Source organism: Cytobacillus sp. GQ23, from assembly GCF_059758675.1.
Genome location: NZ_JCAXER010000042.1, coordinates 15,056 through 31,453, shown reverse-complemented (window position 1 = coordinate 31,453; position 16,398 = coordinate 15,056). Strand labels below are relative to the sequence as shown.

Sequence of the window (16,398 nt, the reverse complement as noted above, 5' to 3'; positions counted from 1 at the left end):
TTTGGTCCGTTAAGGCTTCTTTCCATTCCTCTTCAGTATTAAAACCCTTAAACATTTTTTCCATATCTAAATCTGCTCCTTCTTTGACACTGATAATCGAGGTATTGATCGTCTTGATCAGTTCTTTAAATCGATCTGCTTTTTGTTCTAATAAATACTTTTGCTGAATCAATCTTTTTTCCCGGTCAATCTCCCCATCTAATAATTGTTTAATTTCCTTGAGAGGGAAGTCCAATTCTTTGTAAAAGAGTATATGCTGCAATCGCTCTAGATCTTTTTTTCCGTATAATCGATAGCCAGCTTCTGTCGTTTGCTCTGGAATCAGGAGTCCTATTTTGTGATAATGGTGTAACGTTTTTACTGTAATATGTGATAGTTTTGCAGCTTCATGAGCCGTGTACATTTTTTCCTCCTTTCTGTGCTCTTTATACTAAAGTATCCTCTAAGGTAAGAGTCAACACTTTTAATTCCCTAATTCGTCCAACATGTACATAAACATTTATCTAAAATAATGGTGGTCTAATCATATGCTTCGCCTTTTCGGTTTCCACATGTCCATACGACTAGAGGAGTAGAAAATAATAAGCACCAGGCAGGTTAACATAAATAATAATTATATTGTATGATTAATTTTCAACATCAAGTGTGGAGATTTTACTAGTACTTATTGGAGGAAAAATTGTTGAAAACTATCGTAAACCTAAAGAAATTGGGCCTTATTCTTCTGCTGCTCATCCTGCTAACACCCTTAACTGTCCAAGCTGCTCAGCCTTTGAAAACGGAAGACATTGATCAATATGTCACTGACTATATTAAGCGTAATGGGCTGCCTGGTGCATCGATTGCAGTTGTAAAGAACGGAAAATTAGTGTACGAGAAAGGCTATGGTCATGATTCCGAAGGGAACCCTATAACAGAGAAGTCGTTAATGAGAATCGGTTCGGCATCCAAATCATTTACGGCATTTGCTGTTTTGCAGCTTGTGGAGGAAGGGAAAATCAATCTGGATGACCCAATAATAAAGTATTTGCCTGAGATCACACTGGACGATTCCAGATGGAAAGAGGTTACAGTCCGTCAGCTTTTAAGCCACACATCAGGTATTCCAAACCCGGTTATTGTACCGCCGGCGAATACCTTACAAGCAGGTGTGGAGCGTATGAATGTGTGGAAGCTGCAGTCAAATCCGGGAGAGAAATATTATTATAGAAATGGAAACTACTGGGTTTTAGCATTTTTGGTGGAGAAAGTAAGCGGAATAGATTTTTCTCAATATCTTCAACAGAAGGTATATTCTCCGCTGGGAATGAATGATTCAGTCACTACAGTGAACTCAGGAGATTCTGTACCTGGTTTACCTAAAGGGTATGTAACGGCATATGGAACTGGAATGCCTTGGACAGAGCTGGAAGCGATGAATATGGGCGCTGGAAGTATTATTTCAACAGCATCAGATATGGGGAAATGGCTTTCTATGCTGACAAACGGGGGAAAGGCAGTAACTGGGGAGCAGTTATTATCAAAGAACTTATTAACTGAAGCTATTTCACCACAGCACGAAAGCAAAAAATACGGCCTTGGCTGGGAGTTAAGTTCACCTAATGTAAAGCCGGCACGCATATCTCATAGCGGTGTGGTATCAACGTATCAAACACAGCAAGACATCATTCCAAGCAGTGGTTATGCCGTTGTTGTCCTGCTAAATAGCTATACCCCTACATTTGAACATGCATATGAAATCAGTTCGGGTATTATTCAATTAACGGAAGGGAAAGAACCGGAACAAAAAGCTCCAACATCTAAAATCATTGATTTATCACTTGGCGCTATCACATTGATTTATTCCATTTTAGGAGTTAGAGGATTCATTCGAAGCAGAAAATGGTCTGAAAAACGGCAGCAGCATCCACTTTGGAGATTTATCCTTCGTTTATTGCCCCAATTGGTTCCGACATTATTACTGGGGTGGCTGTTCTTTATTGTTCCAGCCTTACAAAACAACAGCTCGACCACTATAGATGCATTCGGCCTTTTCCCAGCCGCCATGTTCTTATTAGCAATAATTTTCATCATTGGATTCGTTCTGACCATCCTGCGGATCTATTACCGGGTAAAATTGTATAAAGGATAGATTTTACAAAACTAAAACGCTCAGAAAATGCTCTGAGCGTTTTTGATTGCCGGGATTAAATAACGACCTGAGTTTACTGCTGTTTATCCAGCGCCAATTTCAACCCAAAACCAATTAACACTGCACCGGTTGCTTTATCCATCACCCTTTGAACTTTTGGCGACATGAGCCATTCGCGCAGATAGTTAATAAAAATGACGTAGAGAAAAAACCAGGATATGCTTAACAGTGTATAGATAATCCCCATCATGATCAGCTGCTGCTGCGCGTTTTCACCGGTCTTCACAAATTGAGGGAGAAAGGTTAGAAAGAACATCGCCACCTTGGGATTCAGCACGTTAGAAAGAAGTCCTTGTTTAAAAGCAGATTTTTTTAATTCTGCTTTCATATCAGAAGCTGCATCAATCTTTTTCTTCTTTTTTATGGAGATAAAGGAAGATAGCCCAAGGTAAATTAAATAAACGGCACCAACATATTTTATGATTTCAAAGGCAGCAGAGGACTGCATTAAAATAGCGGATAGGCCAAAAGCAGCCGCAAACGTATGAACTAATGAGCCAGCTGTGATGCCGAGCCCCATTTTATAGCCATCTGCTCTTCCGTCTGCAATCGTCCTCTTTGTTATAAGGGCCGTATCGATACCGGGGCTCATGACCACAAACAAAGAAAGAATTAAAAACGTAAAGAAATCATTCATATTTTCACTCCTTGCCCATGTCATAAAATGGTTTAACAAAATATTAAATCTAATTTATCACATGGTGAACCTTTTTTGTTGAAATAATTTGAAAAATTAAGATTGGTGACAGGGAAAATAACATTTTTGCAAGAAAAAGGGAGGTTAAGGGAGGAGGAGGCTGAGAGAAGGAAAGTCTGACAGTGCATCTTCTTTTTTAAAGCCAGATGGATGCTGCAGGCCGGATATAAATAAATTATTAAGCATTCGCATCCTGGAAAAACCATTTACAAAATAAGCGGCTAATATAAAAGGAAAGACATAAAGAAACCCATGTAATATACCATTCCCAATGGATATAGTTAATGAGAGCGGTATATTTTTCGATTAAGACTTCAACAATTGTCAATACAGAAACAAAACCCGCATAATAACTTATCTGAAAAACACGGCTCCGGCCATTTGGATACCATACATTAAACGCGGCACATACAGCCGGAAGCGCATAATACTCATAAGTAAAGCTCGTGCGATTTATGGAAGGGAATAACCGAATCGGATATTCAAGGAGCCCCAGTTCCACGACCGCCAGGCCGGCCAGAAAAGTAATAAACTGCTTAAATAAAAGAGCGACAACTGCAAGCCGAATTTTATTTTTCGGAATGAAGGCGAGAATCACAGTAGCTGCAATATAAACCATTAGTAAGATCCACCATTCGATTCTCATGAGGTTTCCCTCCATTCTGTTTGAAACTTAGCTTGATCTTTAAAGAACCAATTACAGAAAACTTCACTTATAAAAAACAGGAAAGCAATATACATCCACATCCCATACCACGTCATAGACCCATATTCCAATAGGTCTGTATAGGTTTCAATGATTACATCGTACAAAGTAACCGCAGAAACCCAAACCGCAAAATAGGAAAAGCGGGCCCATATGAATCCCTTTACTCTTTTCTTCACATAGTAGATGGAAAAAAGGAATGGATAAAACAAGTAATTAATAGTGATTGCGAGATCTGTTGCTTTGGGAAACTCCCGTACCGGAGCACTTAGTAAACCAAATTCAAATGCAGGCATATCGCAAAGCCAGACAATCGACTGAAAGATTGAATAGGCCAGCAATCCCTTGCGCAAGTTCTTTTTCTGAATGAATAAAATGAAACCTAAAAAACCAAAAATCCACATGGCAGCCAGAATCAGATGTTCCTTCTCCATAAGGTCAGACCCCATTTCAAATGAAAATGTCTGTATTTACTTCGGATTAGTTTATTTTGTGTATTATATTGGTTACTATATGTGGAATATATTCTCAAAGGAGCATCAAACTTAGAATGGGGGGCTTTTACAGATGAAATAGTCATTCTTCCTTGAGGAGCATAATGTGATGGATTAATTGGAAAAGGTAATTTGAATCAAAAAGTTTAAGAAATTAGGGCGTTCGTGTAAAGGGGGGATAATGTTCTAAGGAAATCAGAAATTCGTTATTCAAAGGATAATCCCCAGCTTTATGACAAGAAGCAGGGGATTTATGAAACCTAGGCAAGGCATTGATAGCTTTAAAAAGAGCATTCCTAAACTATTTCCAAATTAGATCCAGTTTATTTGAATAGAAATCAATGGCCCTCTTATAGCTTAGGATATTATCATCCTTTGTGGTGTCTATTAAGCATTTTAGCAGCAGCTCCATCGCTTTACTATGCTCGTTCAAATTATATAAGGTCATCGAATAGAAGGCTTGAATCGCTCTATTGGCAGGGAATAACTTCATTCCCTTTTGAAAAGTCCCTTTTGATTTTTCGTACTCACCTAATGTTCTATACGTACTCCCTAACCCTAATATGGCACCTTCCAGATCATTAGCAGGCAGTCCTAATTTAATCGCTTTTTCGTAATACGGCACCGCTTTTGATTCTTCTCCTACTAAATCAAAACTCCAAGCGCATTGATAGTTTACCTGTCCATTTTCGGGATACTCCTGAACCAATTTTATAAGTTCTTCATTTGATTCCTTATGGTTTCCGCTATTCCGTAACTCAATTGCTCTGCTTAGTTCTTTTTCCAATTTTTTAACCTCCAATGGTTATCAATTTAATCGGTTCACTTTAAAAAATGTTCGCTTTTCACTCATTTAATTATCAGAACATTGACAATAGTCATTATATATGCCGGATTAGAAATATAAAAGGCTACAGACAGCTTTCTTATTTTCAAATAAGCTGTGAGGTAAAGTAAAAGCTTCTTTCTTCTATCTGTTCCTTCTTTATTGATATACTGTAAGAATGCCAGATGAAACCTGTAATCAAATTTATACATATACATTGGAGGAACGATTTAATGCGGCAATGTGCTTTTCTGTTCATCATTTATGCCACCTATATTAGTTTAGGATTGCCTGATTCTCTTCTAGGTGTAGCCTGGCCAGAAATTGTTGGGGAAATTGATGTGGCATACAGTGCGGCTGGTATTATTTCTATGACCATTGCCATATGTACGGTTATATCCAGTTTGCAGGCTATACGGCTCACTCAAAAAATGGGAACCGGCAAGCTGGTATTAGGCAGTGTCTTGCTCACTGTGATTGGATTGATAGGGTTTGCATTCACCCAAAATTTCTATTTATTAATAGTTGCAGCACTTCCATTAGGTTTTGGAGCTGGGGCGATAGATACCTCTGTAAATGACTATGTGGCTGCCAACTTAAAGGCACGTCATATGAACTGGCTGCATGCTTTTTGGGGAATCGGAGCTACGCTTGGACCAATGATTATGGGTGTTGCCTTAAATAATGATTTTTCATGGCGAACCGGTTATTTAATTATTGGCGGTATTCAGCTGATGATCCTATGTATTCTCTTCTTTTCTCTCCCGCTTTGGAAGGAAAATCATCTCAAAGTACCTAGAGAGTCTGGTGAGAGGACCACTTCTCCTGTATCAGTCTGGAAACAAAGAGGAGTCCTATTAGCTCTTATATCCTTCGTATTTTATGTAGGATTAGAAGGGACTATTTTTTTGTGGGGAAGCAGTTACTTAATTGAAGTGAAATCGTTAACTGCAGCAACGGCAAGTTTCATCCTATCGATCTTCTTTGCAAGTATAACGGCGGGAAGAATTATTTCTGGCTTTATCACGTTTTGGTTATCAAGCCAAAAGCTGCTGATCCTTAGTCAAATCATCCTTCTACTAGGGATTCTTACAGTTGCTTTGGGGAGAGGAAGCATGTTATATGGAGGGTTTATCCTCATTGGTATTGGATGTGCTGCCATCTTCCCGACTATGATACATGAAACTCCGAGAAGGTTCGGAAAAAGACATTCGGGTGCCATTATTGGGTTTCAAGTGGCTGCCGGCTATGTTGGAATAACGGCCATACCTCCGTTATTAGGGGTATTGTTTCAGGGATTTAGTATGAATCTAATGCCACTATTTTTAGGTATATTTGTTTTAATTCTGCTTGGGGCAACAATTGCTATTGAAATAGGAATTTCGAGTATTAAAGAATAGTTTGCCAGTTGAAGAGTAATCATCAATTCGATAAATTGAATTACAATTTACCACAGCCTTACGTAAAATAGGAAAGGGAGGTGAAAAAGTGAAGATAAGAAAGCGGCTTTTGGGTTATATAATAGATTTATTTCTTTCAATCATTATCCCCACAATTCTTTCAATCATAATTTTTATTATTGCTGGAATAATAGCTTTACTATTTTTGCCTTTCGTCGCAAGTGACGGGGATACATGGAATCCGGTGCTGAGTCGAATAATGAATGGCATGCTGCTGTTGGGTGCTTTGATGTTTATGCTCACATCAATGGGATCTAATTTCAAAATGACCTTACCTTGGGGGTACAAATTTAACGGTTTAATCATAAAAAACAGCCATAAATTTATGTTGTTTTCTTGGTGGTTTATAAGAAATGGAATAGCTGGTCTATTTATATTCTTATTTGCTTATCATTTTGCAAATGATTTGGACTACAAGAACCTTTATCTATTTATTATTATTTACATAATATATCTATGCATAGATGGAATTATGTTCCTTCTTTCAAAAGGAAAGAGAACCTTTACCGACAGCTGGACGGGCACAGAAGTGTTAGATCGAAGGCAGTAAGAGAACGATATAAGAATAGTATCGTTAAATTTACAAATTGGTGAAGAAGCGAAAAGGGTTTAATCATATTAACTTTTTACTCTTTTTTCATCGAATGAATCCTTATATAATACAACTGGCGCTTTTCTGAAATGAGAAAAGCGTCTTTTTTATGAAGCTCTGTTAAAGTACGGTGTTGATTTTCTTATATTGAGGATAAGGATAAATCTAGTAAGTTAGTTTGGACAAGAAAATCGATTCATGTCTTGTAATATATGACCTGCCAGTAAGGTCTAAAAATATTGATGATTAAAAGATGGAAGTCGTTTTATTAAAAAGTATTAATCTGTAGGAAGAAGTGAGAACTTGTACCGCCATTAAGAGTGGTTCTTAAAACAGTTCGATAAGAGGACACAGTGAAGATTGAAAAAGGAGGAAAGATATCCTCCCTCAGGAATCCTGAAAATTAATGAATAAGGTCATTCGCAGAATCAATATACAAAGATCCATCTTTCTGAACTTCAGCGTAAAATACATCATCAAATGATGGAATTCCGGCAGATTGTATTTGCTTTTTCAACCATGAATGGTTAAGATTTAATGATTTTAAATTCTCATTATTTATTTTTCCATCCGAAATGACAGTCATAGGAAAGGGATAGATGTTTGTGCTAACCTGATGAGTATTTTTCAAATCCTCCTTAGTCACAGATTCTTTTGTATCCTTTTTCATAACTGAGAGAGTACCATCAGTTTCAAAGATTGCATAATCGATGTCTGACATTGAAAACACATTTTTTTTCCTTAGTAAAGCCTTTAGGGAATCTATATCAAGACGGGCTTTACGCAGTTCTTTTTCCATAATCTTACCTTTTCTAATGAGGATAACAGGACTTCCTACTATAGCCATTCGTACTTTTTCTGATTTTATATCTAAAAACCCAAGAAAGATTGTAAAGGAACTCCAGCCTGCCAATGATATTAGTCCATAGGTAATGCTGAAATTGGCGTCTATGGCAAGTGAAGCCCCAATCGTGCCAATTGAGATCGCAGAAACAAAATTAAAAAAAGTCATTTGCGAAATTTCTTTTCTGCCCATAATTCTTGTTAAGACAAGTAGCGTTATAAAGGCTAAAACAAGTCTGAGGATAAGTTCTGGAACTGACATGATCATAACTCCTTCCTTTAAAGGTAATCATTAACAGTGTTCCAAATTTTTCAGTAACGATTCAGTTAAACCAAAGGCAGGAGGAGCTAATATGATAAAAATCTAATGTCCTCAAGTGGCCTTATCATACTGTGGTGTTGAAAGCTTACTAAAAGCCTCTTCTCCTTACACATTTCAAGGTTTGAACAAATTGGGCCTTTTCTAACAATGAGTAACCTTTTAGGAAAATGACAGGAATTCTTTCAAAGAAAATGCCGCAAATATAAGTGAATCATTCCGGAAATCGGGTGGTTATCACAAAGTTGTTGAATTTAAAAGGAATTTGAACTAAAAGATATCTAACAAATTAATCAAAGTATGGTATAAAAGCTTTTTGCTGATGAAGAAGGTCTTTATGGCATAATATAGACCATTTTTCCTGTTATTTAAATATTCCTTTACAGGAATATTCCTGATGGTGTATATTATAATCAAGGTAAGCAAAAAATAAGGAAGCGGGGGTGGAATCTACAATAGAAATGGAAAAAGTCAAGAAAATCACGCTGGGAGATGATTCAACATGAACGGGCAAATTTTCAGTGCACTGGCTGAGCCCAACCGCCTGGATATCATTGACCTGCTGCTCGAGGGAGCGCTTCCGGTGGGAGATATCGCAAAAAAACTCGATTTGAACCAGCCTCAAACCTCCAAGCATCTTCGCGTTCTTTGTGACGCCGGCCTCGTGGAGGTTCAGCCGATCGCCAACCGCCGGATTTATAAAATCAGGCCAGAACCGTTTCAAGAACTGGATAGGTGGCTTGATTCCTATCGTCGCTTATGGGAAGGCAGGATGGATAGGCTGGATGATTACCTTAACGTATTGCAGGGCAAAAAACCCTTGAACTGATGGATTAATATGGAGTAAGCTGAACAGTCTCTTCGGTAACAAACGTTTTACAAATACAGCTTCTAATGGAGGAGTAGCAATGTCAAATAATGCAATGCTTTCAAGAGTTGAAGATGAACGTGTACTGGTACTGGAGCGCGTATTCGATGCGCCGCGTGAGCTTGTCTTTAAAATGTTTAAAGAGCCGGAACACCTGAAACATTGGTGGGGTCCGAGAGGGTGGGAGCTCCCCGTTTGCAGCGTTGACTTCAGGCCTGGAGGAGTATGGCATTATTGCATGAAGTGTGTGGATCGGAATCAGGGCCAATTCTATGGCATGGAATCCTGGGGCAAGGGGATATACAAGGAAATTAGCGAGCCGGAGAGCATCCGCTATACGGACTACTTTTCCGATGCTGAAGGGACTATTAATGAGGAAATGCCATCTACAGAAGTGACCCTGGAATTTGTGGATGTGGACGGCAAAACGAAATTAATTAACCGTGGAGAATATGTATCAGCAGAGGCTCTCCAGTCCGTAATGGAAATGGGTATGCTGCAGGGCATAACAGAAACTTGGAATCGTCTGGAAGAACATTTGAACAAAATCAAATAAAGGAATTGAACATACAGAAAGCATGTTTGGCATTCATTCACAAAGCGTTGATCCTAGAAGGATTAGCGCTTATTTTTATGGATTAACATAAGTAAGAGACCACCCATGATCACAGTTTTCTTATCAAAAATTAGAAATTGGACTTATTTACTCCGAAAAAGTGCCATTATGTTTAGGTGCATTTCCTCACAATTTTCATTAAACCTTCTGCAAAGATCCCTCAAAAATTACTTTTCATAAACTATTTTAAGAGAAATTAATGCCTATTGAAGAGACATATCTTCCAAATTTATTGACTTTAATTCAAAATTAAGGGGCTTTCCTTCAATATCCATAGCTGAGTATTAAAGTGAAAATTAAAATGAACTATTTAACGTTACTTTTAGCGATTTTCTTTATTGCTGGATGTATAAACACAGAAGATGTATCTGTTACAGAAGATAAAACAGATTCGCAAGTAGCCACAGCTGATACAGCCGAAAACAGCAATCATGAGGAAACTGAAACAGAAGAAACTGCTACAATTGTTAATAAAACAGTAGAAAAGGAAACTTCACCACAAGAAAATAACGAACCATTTCCCGGATACAAATTGATTGAAGTTGATGGTGGAGATTTATCTGGAATCGTCAGCCTAATGCAGTTGTTGCTATTGGCTTTGGAGATCGTAATATTGGGCTTTTACAAATGAACACGGGCAGCTGGTGCGTGTTATTGCAGATGAAATTATTCTGCAAGATGACAATACAGGACCTGTATTATCGTCTGGCAGGTATTACTCTGATGAGGCAAAAGTTCCAGGTGTTGAAAGAGACGATATGGACGAAGGACACATTATCGCAGATTCTATGGGTGGAGTATCTAATGCTTACAATATTACTCCACAAGAAAGCACACTCAATCGTCACGGTGACCAGGCTTATCTGGAAGACTCAATTCGTAAAGCGGGTGGAGCTACTGACTTTGAAGCAATTATCACATATCCTGATACAGAAACGCAGATTCCTTCACATTATCAGTACACCTATACTTTAAGAGGGAATAAGATTGTTGAAGCATTCGATAATGTCAATCCTGATAAAGTAAACGAATCGCTTGGTTTAACACGCACCGAACCATCAGATTCTACTAGCTCAAACAAAAAAGGTGATATCTCTAGTGTCGATACAAATGGTAACGGCCAAGTGACTATACAAGAAGCAAAAGATGCAGGTTACAGCATGCCCATTATGAGCGATCATTGGCTATATCCTTATATGGACGATCGTGATTTAGATGGGATGGTAGGAGAATAAAAGGGTGTCTGTATTTAAAATGGAAAGTAAATTAGTAGATGTATTAGAGGGATTAATGAATTTGACCGCATAGAAAGACGGTTGGTCAATATTGAATACCAGACAATTAATATAAAGGATATGGTAAAAGGCATTAATACGAAGTTTGGAGAACAACTATTAGGTAAGTGAAAATGGTATATCATTGAAAAGACCGATGTTCATTTATCGGTCTTTTTTTATTAATCGAAGACTAGCAAAAACGCTGCGTTCATACTAATCCGCCATTATTTCCAATGTGAAATCTGAAGGAATTGCTCTACGTAAGAGATTACATGCTGTTTAATTTCCTGAGGACGAAAAAGCCTAGAATACTCTAGGGGAAAAAAGGGCTTTTTTGACGAATAGCACTCTATCACATCATGAATACGAGGCAGAAGTCGAGCGAACAATAAAATCCCTTACGCTTATAGGTTACCGCCAACATTTCAACTGTTGGTGGTATCCGTCTTTAGAATATACATAATTGACATATCTTTCAGAATATTGTTATAATTTTTATAAACTGAAACCTTGTTTTGTATTTAAAACGCCAAATCAGGTTATCACCTATCGCATCTTTATGAGCAGATTTTGCAGATGTAATTAATAACAAAATGAGATTCCGGTGTAAATTGGAGGGGGTTGGTATTGAAAATGTATAGTATAGGATTACTCACTATTTCTTTATTACTGGGGGCAGGAATATTTTCTTCCCAAATAATCTCAAAGGGAGACCACATATCAAAGGAGCAGGTACAGAAAATACAAGAGGAAAAGACAAGTAATTTTAGGGTTACCCTCCTTGGAACCGGCTCCCCCCTTTTAAGTATGGAGAGGTTTGGTCCTGCAACCCTAGTGGAGCTGGGGATGAAAGATTACTTTTTGATGCAGGCAGAGGAGCTGCATTACGGCTGAGCCAAACCAATACGATGCCAGGCAAGGTTAACAAGCTGTTTCTTACCCACTTGCACTCTGATCATACGATTGGCATTCCAGATGTTTGGTTGACTGGCTCATTACCTACTGCAGGTAAAAGAGAAACATCTTTTGAGATCTGGGGGCCTGAAGGAACCAAGGATATGATGGATAATATGGAAAAATCCTTTGAGGCAGATATCAAAGTACGCAATGCCAATCAAAACGAAAATCTCGAAGGCTTAGATGCAATTGGACATGATATTGAGCAAGGTGTAGTATATGAGAAAAATGGAGTTGAAGTAATAGCCTTTCTAGTTGATCACGGTCCAATGGAACCAAGTTATGGATACAGAGTAAATTATCAAGGACATTCCGTAGTCATATCTGGAGATACACGATACAGCAAAAATCTGATCCGTTATGCCAAGGGGACAGACCTGCTCATCCATGAGGTTGCTGCAGCCAGGCCAGATAATAAATTGGCAGCAATACAAAAGATCCTTGATATACACACCACGCCTGAGGAAGCTGGAAAAGTATTTAGTAAAGTTAAGCCCAAACTCGCCGTATATTCTCATATTGTATTGCTTGGTGGTCTAACTGATGCAGAGAGTAATTTAGCAGTTAGAACGAGCAAGGTATACGATGGACAGGTTGTTATTGGTGAGGACCTCATGTCTTTTAATATTGGCGATAAAATAGGTATACAAGAGGCGAATTATGTCCTTGAAAAAAAATAATAAGTGATAGGTATAGTGAATAAGTTATCCTAAGCCTGTATATTTTATCCACTATTGGTTTACTAAAGACTTTAAGTGGATTACTTTGGAGAACTTAATGAAATTGCGTTGGATTATAACCTGTTTTTAACTAGTCAAAACGGATAACTTTACAGTATTTGATGTAAAGTTATCCGTTATTTTTTTGAAGTGGCACAGTCAATATGCCGATCATACCAGCCTCTCCATGAAAGCAGGTGCTTCAAAATGGAAAAAAGCGTCAGTCCTATCTATCAGAAACTGTTCAGCTCCGACTTAGCGGTTACATTAGCTCGTGCCGATGTGTTTATAGTGATTGGTCAAATATTAAGTATTGGGCAGTTTTCTGCCCACTAAGTGATGCCAGGAAAAAATAAACTGCTGGACATGAGGTTGGCCACTCTCCTGGTTTTGATCATGAAGATGATGTTCTTTCGACGAAAGGCCCTTTGTGGAGAGAGCATGTAGAAGTTAATCCATCTATCAGCCTTTTGGATGAGAAAAAGTCCCCACTTATGAAGGATTCCTGTATTTCATCCATAATATAAAGTTGTAGATAACCATTTTAGTAAGCTTACTATCCTAATCTAGAGGGGTCATATAAATTTCATTTTAGGGAGTGATTCCATTGTCAGAATTGATTTATGCAGGCTCGTTAAAGACGCTTGAAGATGAAGGTGCAAAGGTAATTAAAGCTGGTAGTCATGCAATTGCCGTATTTGTTTACGAAAAACAAGTCTATGCGGTGGATAACCGCTGCCCGCATATGGGTTTTCCCCTCCATACAGGAAGCCTATGTGATGGGATTTTGACGTGTCACTGGCATCATGCGCGCTTTGATATAAAAAGCGGCGGTACCTTGGATCCTTGGGCAGATGATGTCCCTGCTTATCCTGTCGAGATTAAGGCAGATGAGGTTTGGGTTCACCCGGTTCCATTTAACAAGGTGACAATCGAAAAATTAAAGAAGCGATTACGTGACGGCCTTGAGCAAAATATTAGTCTTGTCATCGCCAAAGCAGTTGTAGGATTGATGGAAGCGGGTTTTCCGGCGACAGAGATTGCAAAAATCGGTGTCGATTTCGGAACAACACATCGAAGGAGTGGATGGGGATCGGGATTAACGATTTTAACAGCCATGACAAATGTATTGCCTAAATTGGATAAAACTGGCCAGATAATGGCTATGTTTCAAGGCCTGGTTCATGTTGCACGGGAAAGTGCCGGAATGGGAACACGCTTTTTACTTGGATCCCTTCCTGTATTAAATGAAAAGAATACCCAATCATTCGAACAATTATCAGAATGGTATCGTCATTGTGTGGAGGTGCGTGATTCGCAGGGAGCAGAGCGGGTGCTATTGACCGCGATAGAATTGGGGTTCTCGGAAGAACAGCTTGCTGACATGATGATGACAGCGGTCACGGATCATTTTTATGTAAATACTGGTCATACTCTTGATTTTCATAATAAAGCATTCGAGATTTTAAATCAGATTGGTTTTGAGCATCGGCCCTATGTATTGTCATCCTTGATACCTGGTATCGGTGATGTATCCCGCAGTGAAGAATCCCATAGCTGGCAATCTCCTGTGAACCTGGTCAAACCATTAATGGAAGCGTTCCGGAAATTACCTAATATCCTTGCTGATGACACCTCACCAGGGGGCAATTATATAGATGAAACAGCCTTGACTCAACAAATTTTATCTGATGATCCTATCAAAACGGTAAATACCATGGTAGATGTACTTAAAAACGGCGTCACTCCTTCCCGTTTGGCCCAGATCGTAACCTTAGCGGCTGCAGACCGGATTTCCCGTTTCCATGTTCAAAATGATTTCAGGGATTGGATTACCGTACTTCATACTTTTACTCACGCACATGCGGTACATGAATCGTTACGCCGCTCTACAACACCTGAATTGACCAGGGCTGTTTTCCACGGAGCAATGAGTGTGTATCTTGACCGTTTTCTCAATACACCGTCTGCAAGAAGACCGGAACCAAAGGATGGAGAAACTGAACCGCAGAATCATTCAGAATTATTGGAGATGATGAATCAACAGCAGCAGGTTTCAGAATCAGCAAGATGGGCAGTAAATTATCTTGCACGCGGCGGTGATAAAAGTCAACTCTTAAATACGCTGGGACACGCTTTACTAAGGGAGGATGCAGAGTTTCATTCATTTCAAATGTATGAAGCAGCAATGATCGAACATGATTATTGGGAAAAAGAGGATTCCGAGTTTGCCAGGTATGCACAGGAAACATTGATTCTCGCGGTAACACGTTATCTGGCAGGCCATGCCCCAACTGCCAGGGAAATGCCGCATACAGCACAAATTGCCATGCGACTCCACCGAGGAGAAAAATTATTTGAAGATGATTAATCAACGAGGACAACAAAAAAGATGATATCTCTAGTGTCGATACAAATGGTAACGGCCAAGTGACTATACAAGAAGCAAAAGATGCAGGTTACAGCATGTCCATTATGAGCGATCATTGGCTATATCCTTATATGGACGATCGTGATAACGATGGGATGGTAGGAGAATAAAAGGGTGTCTGTTTTTTTATGTATTGAAAACAGACAACTAATTTATAGGATATGGTAAAGGCATTAATACGAAATTGGGAGAACAGCTGTTAGGCATGTAAAAATGGTATATCATTGAAAAGATCGATGTTTATTTATCGGTCTTTTTTTTTATTAATCAAAGACTAGCACAAACGCTGCGTGCGTACTAATCCGCCATCATTTCGCAATGTGAAATCTGAAGGAATCGCTCTGCTTAAGAAGATTACATGCTGCTTAATTTCCTGAGGATGAAAAAGCCTATAATACTCTAGGGGGAAAAAAGGGCTTTTTTGACGAAAAGTTTTTTTGACAAATAGCACTAATCTGTAATACTATATAGTAGTAGTCAGTGATAATGAATACCAGTAACACATAATACCAGTAACACATAATACCATAATTAATACCCTTAATTAAAGTTATATCAGAAAGGAGGAAAATAATGGAAAATATTACAGAGATGCTGAAAGGGGTGCTTGAAGGCTGTGTGCTTGAAATCATCAGCCGCGGTGAAACTTATGGCTATGAAATCACACAGCAGCTGCGAGAGCTTGGCTTCACTGATGTAGTTGAGGGCACAGTTTATACCATCACCATGCGGCTTGAGAAAAATAAATTGGTGGATATCGAGAAAAAGCCATCCAATATGGGGCCGCCAAGAAAATTTTACACACTTAACGCAGCTGGTAAAGAGCACCTCGAGCTATTTTGGAAAAAATGGGATTTCGTCTCAAGTAAAATTTACGAACTTAAGAGCAAAAAATTAAAAGGAGTGAAGTAATATGAACATTTTTGAGAAAATTATCGGAAGCCTGGAAGGTAAGCGGGAATGGAGGGACATGGAGGCACGTGCGAAGGCACTTCCCAATGAATACCGTACCGCTTACAAAGCTATCCAAAAATATATGTGGACTGCTGGCGGTGCTCCAACCGACTGGAAGGATAGCAGCCGTATTTTTATTGGCATTCTCGACCTTTTCGAAGAAGGAGCAGCTGAAGGAAAGAAGGTTACAGATCTTACCGGAGAGGACGTGGCTGCTTTCTGCGACGAGCTGGTGAAGGATGAGGAAACTTGGAAGGACAAATATAGAAAAAAATTAAACGACACGATAGATCGCGGGTGACTGCGAGTTCCAAAGGATCAAGTAGATAATTTCGGCTGAATAGTTGATTACCGATGTTTCAATTACACTATTCAGTTATATTTTTTGACCGGTAGTAAGTATTACAGATTACAAGTGATACTGAGTAGTGTAGTATATGAGCCTTGT

16 protein-coding genes and 2 pseudogenes are annotated in these 16,398 nt (G+C 38.8%); 12 read left to right on the top strand and 6 right to left on the bottom strand.

Annotated features, from left to right (window positions below; all coding sequences use genetic code 11):
* A partial coding sequence (locus AC6CHU_RS24320) for a MerR family transcriptional regulator (protein ID WP_498123012.1) occupies window positions 1-403 on the bottom strand: 403 nt, incomplete at its 3' end.
* Between the two features lie 279 nt (window positions 404-682).
* On the opposite strand from AC6CHU_RS24320, the gene AC6CHU_RS24315 reads away from it, so the two are divergent.
* Window positions 683-2,131 carry a serine hydrolase domain-containing protein gene (locus AC6CHU_RS24315; protein ID WP_498123011.1) on the top strand — a complete coding sequence of 483 codons (1,449 nt, stop codon included), beginning with the start codon at window positions 683-685 and terminating at the stop codon, window positions 2,129-2,131.
* A 73-nt stretch (window positions 2,132-2,204) separates the two neighbouring features.
* Here AC6CHU_RS24315 and AC6CHU_RS24310 read toward each other — a convergent pair whose 3' ends face one another.
* The 4 genes from AC6CHU_RS24310 to AC6CHU_RS24295 form a co-directional block, all read right to left on the bottom strand.
* Window positions 2,205-2,828 carry a LysE family translocator gene (locus AC6CHU_RS24310; protein WP_498123010.1) on the bottom strand — a complete coding sequence of 208 codons (624 nt, stop codon included), beginning with the start codon at window positions 2,826-2,828 and terminating at the stop codon, window positions 2,205-2,207.
* A 238-nt stretch (window positions 2,829-3,066) separates the two neighbouring features.
* On the bottom strand, window positions 3,067-3,534 hold the full coding sequence (locus AC6CHU_RS24305) for a CBO0543 family protein (RefSeq protein ID WP_159865419.1): 468 nt from the start codon (window positions 3,532-3,534) through the stop codon (window positions 3,067-3,069).
* The gene (locus AC6CHU_RS24300; protein WP_498123009.1) at window positions 3,531-4,028 is read right to left on the bottom strand and encodes a CBO0543 family protein; all 498 of its coding nucleotides are present in this window, start codon (window positions 4,026-4,028) and stop codon (window positions 3,531-3,533) included. Before AC6CHU_RS24300 ends, AC6CHU_RS24305 begins: the two co-directional genes overlap by 4 nt.
* 361 nt (window positions 4,029-4,389) lie before the next feature.
* Window positions 4,390-4,875 (bottom strand): tetratricopeptide repeat protein, encoded by a 486-nt coding sequence (locus AC6CHU_RS24295; protein ID WP_498123008.1) that lies wholly within the window; start codon window positions 4,873-4,875, stop codon window positions 4,390-4,392.
* Window positions 4,876-5,147: 272 nt separating this feature from the next.
* Here AC6CHU_RS24295 and AC6CHU_RS24290 point away from each other — a divergent pair, with 272 nt between their 5' ends.
* A complete protein-coding gene (locus AC6CHU_RS24290) occupies window positions 5,148-6,314 on the top strand; it encodes an MFS transporter (RefSeq protein WP_498123007.1) in 1,167 nt (388 codons plus the stop codon).
* A gap of 88 nt (window positions 6,315-6,402) precedes the next feature.
* Window positions 6,403-6,924, top strand: coding sequence for a hypothetical protein (locus AC6CHU_RS24285; protein WP_159865429.1), 522 nt, complete (start codon window positions 6,403-6,405; stop codon window positions 6,922-6,924).
* 445 nt (window positions 6,925-7,369) lie between these two features.
* On the opposite strand, the gene AC6CHU_RS24280 is transcribed toward AC6CHU_RS24285, so the two are convergent.
* Window positions 7,370-8,071, bottom strand: a complete 702-nt coding sequence (locus tag AC6CHU_RS24280) for a DUF421 domain-containing protein (RefSeq protein ID WP_498123006.1) — start codon at window positions 8,069-8,071, stop codon at window positions 7,370-7,372.
* A 559-nt stretch (window positions 8,072-8,630) separates the two neighbouring features.
* Between AC6CHU_RS24280 and AC6CHU_RS24275 the strand changes: the two genes are divergently transcribed.
* From AC6CHU_RS24275 to AC6CHU_RS24235, 9 genes and pseudogenes are all read left to right on the top strand, one after another.
* Window positions 8,631-8,957, top strand: a complete 327-nt coding sequence (locus tag AC6CHU_RS24275) for an ArsR/SmtB family transcription factor (protein ID WP_035329701.1) — start codon at window positions 8,631-8,633, stop codon at window positions 8,955-8,957.
* Between the two features lie 79 nt (window positions 8,958-9,036).
* Window positions 9,037-9,552: an SRPBCC domain-containing protein gene (locus AC6CHU_RS24270; protein ID WP_498123004.1), complete on the top strand. Its 516-nt coding sequence runs from the start codon at window positions 9,037-9,039 to the stop codon at window positions 9,550-9,552.
* 361 nt (window positions 9,553-9,913) lie between these two features.
* Window positions 9,914-10,847: pseudogene (locus tag AC6CHU_RS24265) on the top strand (DNA/RNA non-specific endonuclease).
* A gap of 669 nt (window positions 10,848-11,516) precedes the next feature.
* Window positions 11,517-11,783: a hypothetical protein gene (locus AC6CHU_RS24260; protein WP_159865438.1), complete on the top strand. Its 267-nt coding sequence runs from the start codon at window positions 11,517-11,519 to the stop codon at window positions 11,781-11,783.
* Window positions 11,780-12,526 (top strand): MBL fold metallo-hydrolase, encoded by a 747-nt coding sequence (locus tag AC6CHU_RS24255; protein ID WP_236566226.1) that lies wholly within the window; start codon window positions 11,780-11,782, stop codon window positions 12,524-12,526. Before AC6CHU_RS24260 ends, AC6CHU_RS24255 begins: the two co-directional genes overlap by 4 nt.
* A 646-nt stretch (window positions 12,527-13,172) precedes the next feature.
* Window positions 13,173-14,936: a Rieske (2Fe-2S) protein gene (locus AC6CHU_RS24250; protein WP_498123002.1), complete on the top strand. Its 1,764-nt coding sequence runs from the start codon at window positions 13,173-13,175 to the stop codon at window positions 14,934-14,936.
* A 14-nt stretch (window positions 14,937-14,950) separates the two neighbouring features.
* Window positions 14,951-15,106 (top strand): annotated as a pseudogene (locus tag AC6CHU_RS24245) (DNA/RNA non-specific endonuclease); the annotation flags it as partial.
* Window positions 15,107-15,569: 463 nt separating this feature from the next.
* Complete coding sequence (locus AC6CHU_RS24240) at window positions 15,570-15,908, top strand: PadR family transcriptional regulator (protein WP_159865444.1); 339 nt, start codon at window positions 15,570-15,572, stop codon at window positions 15,906-15,908.
* A 1-nt stretch (window position 15,909) separates the two neighbouring features.
* On the top strand, window positions 15,910-16,251 hold the full coding sequence (locus tag AC6CHU_RS24235) for a DUF1048 domain-containing protein (protein WP_251284936.1): 342 nt from the start codon (window positions 15,910-15,912) through the stop codon (window positions 16,249-16,251).
* Window positions 16,252-16,398 lie beyond the last annotated feature (147 nt).